The organism is Vibrio sp. 10N.247.310.17 (assembly GCF_041466605.1).
Classification (GTDB): domain Bacteria; phylum Pseudomonadota; class Gammaproteobacteria; order Enterobacterales; family Vibrionaceae; genus Vibrio; species Vibrio tasmaniensis_A.
In genome coordinates, this window is record NZ_JBFSTC010000172.1 from 1 (window position 1) to 4195 (window position 4195).

At 45.7% G+C, this 4195-nt stretch carries 3 protein-coding genes; 1 reads left to right on the plus strand and 2 read right to left on the minus strand.

What is annotated here, in order from left to right:
* Window positions 1-96 precede the first annotated feature (96 nt).
* Together AB6D80_RS24305 and AB6D80_RS24310 are read right to left on the minus strand one after the other, a co-directional pair.
* On the minus strand, window positions 97-894 hold the full coding sequence (locus tag AB6D80_RS24305) for a slipin family protein (RefSeq protein WP_372189863.1): 798 nt from the start codon (window positions 892-894) through the stop codon (window positions 97-99).
* A 69-nt stretch (window positions 895-963) separates the two neighbouring features.
* Window positions 964-2370 (minus strand): nodulation protein NfeD, encoded by a 1407-nt coding sequence (locus tag AB6D80_RS24310; RefSeq protein WP_372189865.1) that lies wholly within the window; start codon window positions 2368-2370, stop codon window positions 964-966.
* A 410-nt stretch (window positions 2371-2780) separates the two neighbouring features.
* On the opposite strand from AB6D80_RS24310, the gene AB6D80_RS24315 reads away from it, so the two are divergent.
* Window positions 2781-4100 (plus strand): dicarboxylate/amino acid:cation symporter, encoded by a 1320-nt coding sequence (locus AB6D80_RS24315; RefSeq protein ID WP_012604345.1) that lies wholly within the window; start codon window positions 2781-2783, stop codon window positions 4098-4100.
* The last annotated feature ends 95 nt before the right edge of the window (window positions 4101-4195 follow it).

Consider the following 4195-nt stretch of genomic DNA (forward strand, 5'->3'; position numbering starts at 1 on the left):
CCAGCCAAATATCCGTTCAGGTTCAAGCAATAATGCTTATCCGAACGGCATTACCACAACTGTGGAGCCTTTTTTATAACTCGTCATTCACGCTAACTACTCATCAGCTTTCATCGCTTTCTTAATCGCAGCCTCATTGAGCGTCGCTTTGATCGGGTCGGTTATCTTCTCGACCAGATCGATGGGCATTGGGAATATGATTGTAGAGGTTCGCTCATTCGCCACTTCTGTTAGTGTTTGCATGTAACGCAGCTGAATCGCATTTGGCGCTTGATTAAGAACCTCTGCAGCCTCTTTCAGCTTGGTTGATGCTTCTAGTCCCCCTGTTGCATGGATCACCTTAGCTCGACGTGAACGTTCCGCCTCGGCTTGCTTAGCTAGAGCTCGCACCATACTGTCATCAAGATCCACATGCTTGATCTCGACATTGGCAATCTTGATCCCCCAGTTATCGGTGTGTTGATCCAGTATCGCTTGCAAGTCTCTATTGAGCTCTTCTCGCTCAGACAGCAATTCATCCAACTCATGCTGTCCTAATACTGAACGCAACGTTGTTTGTGACAGTTGACTGGTCGCTTCGAGGTAGTTCTCTACGTTATTGATCGCCATCTTCGGATCCAGCACTCGAAAATAGACCACGGCATTCACCTTCACTGACACGTTATCGCGTGTGATCAAATCTTGTGTTGGTACGTCCAACACGATAGTTCGTAGATCCACTCTTACGATTTGTTGAATGAAAGGAATGATGATAATCAACCCCGGCCCTTTGACGCCGTAAAAGCGCCCGAGGAAGAACACCACTGCACGCTCGTACTCGCGCAGCACTCTGAACATGCTGGCTATCAGCAAGATAACGAGCACAATGACAATACCTATAGTGTGTATAAACATAACCGCCCCCTAATGGTAACGATGGTTAAGCAATAAATAATTCAATCAAGTTTGTTCTAGCATGTCGCGCTAGCTAGATTTCGATGATGTCTCATCGGGCAACGCCTCAACATCCAACAACAACCCAGTCAGTTTGGTCACTCTAATAAGCTGCCCCGCTTGCAATTCACTCGCGCATTTGGCTTGCCATATCTCCCCTTCAACCAATACTCGACCCGCACCGGGGAAGCCGCTTACCACTTTGCCAGTGTCGCCGACAACCGCTTCCATCCCCGTAGTCACCGGCTTGTTTCTCACTCGGACTAGCATAGAGATAGTTACAACGATAAAAGCGACAGAGAATAGGCTAATACCGATAATTAACGGCAATGCGATTTGATAACCCGGCACTTCGGTATCCATCAGCATGATCGAGCCCAATGTGAATGCGGCGACGCCACCCAAACCGAAAATCCCGAAGCTCGGGCTAAAGGCCTCTGCCACCATTAAGGCAATTCCCAATAGGATTAAAGCAAGGCCCGCGTAACTCACCGGTAGAATTTGTAAGGAGTACATCGCTAATAACAGACAGATGCCGCCCAATACACCCGGTAAGCCGACGCCAGGGTTATAGAACTCAAGCAACAAACCATAGATACCGATTAGCATCAGAATGTAAGCAACATTTGGATTAGTGATCACCGAAAGCAAACTAAAGCGCCAGTCTTGTTCTCGCTCGACAAAAGAAACATCACTCAGTTGGACTTCCTGACTGACACCGTTGATGGTGATGACGCGTCCGTTGCTCAGTTCAACCAATTGCTGAAGGTCGCTGGCAATAAAATCAATCACGTTAAGCGAGAGTGCATTCTCAGAATCCAAACTTGCGGCCTCTCGCACCGCTTTTTCTGCCCATTCTTCGTTACGTTTGTGCAGCTTAGCCAAACTGACGATGTAGGCAGCTGCATCATTAATGACTTTCTTTTCCATCGCTGTGGTGGCTTTTACTTGGTCTGAGTTCTCTTGTTTGGTTGCGTCTTGCTCACTCGCAGAAGTGCTATCGTCTTTATTGGTATCGTCTTGAGGCGACAAGGGATTAGTCGGCGCTTTGCCACCGCCAAGAGACACAGGGGTTGCTGCACCTAGATTAGTTCCGGGCGCCATGGAAGCAACGTGGCTGGCAAGTAAAATATAGGTTCCGGCGCTCGCTGCTCGCGAACCCGCAGGCCCAACCCAAGTAGCGACTGGAATCGGTGAGGTGGTGATGGATCGAATAATGTCACGCATCGACGAATCTAACCCGCCAGGCGTATTCATTTTCAAAATGATGAGTTTTGCTTGCTCATCGTGAGCTTGTTCTATTTCTCTAGTGAGGTAATCACTGGTCGCCGGACCTATCCCTCCGTTCACCTCAATCACCCAGACATCATCGGCCTGAGCGAACACAGAGCTGAACAACAGAAGAAACGCAAACAAGTACTTTAATATAAAAGTCATAGCCCCTCTCCTTACAACTGAGATGCTAGATAGACGTTTTATTTAAAGCGCAGAGGTAACATCTTGGTAATAAATAGATACCTTAAGCATAGTTCAGGCTAAATTTCCCACAACAAGCTTTATCATTTTCAGCCAGATTAATCTGTATAGAAAAAACGCAAAGATATGGATTAAATGTTAACAAAAGTAAGCAAGCGACGCGAAGCACAATCCATTCACAAAGCGATCAATAAAAACACTTTTATAAATCTTACAAATAACCGAACAACGAAAAACCAAAGAAAACGTTTGCTTTGGTGTGAAAAAACATCTAATAGCCATTCACCTGCTGTTTTTAAGAGACTTTCACCTCTGCTCATATTGATAAATGTAAAGGATACGTGTAAAACTCTTCGCGAAATATTTATCCAATGGCACATCGTTCATTGGTGAGTAATTCTGGGATTTTTATATTTAGTAGCACAGAGGTTATGGAAGTGTTAAAAGAAAAGAGTTTACTAAGCAATATTGGCATTCAAGTCGTTATTGCAATGATCATCGGTACAGCAGTCGGCGCGATGATGGGTGACAGCGCAACAATGTTCGCTCCACTGGGTGCTATCTTCATCAATTTGATCAAGATGCTGGTGATTCCTCTAGTCGCAGTTGCCCTAATTTCAGGTGCTGCAGGTCTAGGTAATAGCTCATCGGCTGGTAAAGTCGGTGTAACAACACTGGGTTACTTTGCACTAACGTCTGCACTTGCTGTGGCACTAGCGCTTGTAATGGGTGAAGTGTTCGAACCCGGTCGTGGTATCGATGTTTCTGGCGTTGAAGGTATGTTCTCTTCAGAATACGCTGCGAAAGGCGAACTTCCAACGTTCTGGGCAACCATCACTGGCATGATCCCTACCAACGTTTTCCAATCACTGAATGAAGCAAACATTCTGCAAATTCTCGTTTTCTGCTTATTCTTTGGTATTGCGATTTCTAAACAAGCAAAAGAGAAACGTGACCCTATCATCAACGGTGTAAATGCTATCGTTGACGCTATGGTATGGATGATCAACAAAGTTATGATCATTGCACCACTTGGCGTATTCGGCCTAATGGCTGAAGCAGTAGGTACGTTTGGTTTTGGCGCGCTTATGGTCGTGTTCAAGCTGTTCATTGTTTACATCGCTGCGATTCTTATCTTCGGCTTTGTTGCTTACCCACTGATGATTCAAATCTTCACTAAGACTTCAGCTAAGAAGTTCCTAGTGGCAATGAAGAAGCCTCAAGCGGTTGCACTATCAACAGCATCTTCAATGGCGACACTACCAGTAACAATGGAAACGGTAGAGAAAGAACTTGGCGTTCGCAACTCTACGGCTTCATTCGTTCTGCCACTTGGTGCGACGATCAACATGTCTGGGAATGCAATTTACTACGGCCTGGTTGCTATCTTCTTTGCACAGCTGTTCAACATCGACCTGTCTATGGGCGCTTACGTTGCTATCATCGTAACCTCTACGCTAGGCGCAGTTGGTCAAGCAGGTGTTCCAGGTCCTTCTTTCCTAGTGGTTGCGGTTCTTCTAGCAGCTGGTATCCCTATCGAAGGTCTACCTCTATTATTCGCTCTAGACCGTATCTTCGACATGATTCGTACTGCTCTGAACATCACTGGTGATGCAGCATGTGCGGTAATCGTTGATTCTCTAATCAAAGACGAAGTGAAAGAAGCTGAGCTAGAGAAACAACAAGCTTAAACTTCTTAGAAACCTAAAGACCAAAAAGCCACTCATTGAGTTAATGCCGATCGTTTAAGAAGACTTGAACGATCTTGCAGTTAGCAGATAATCCC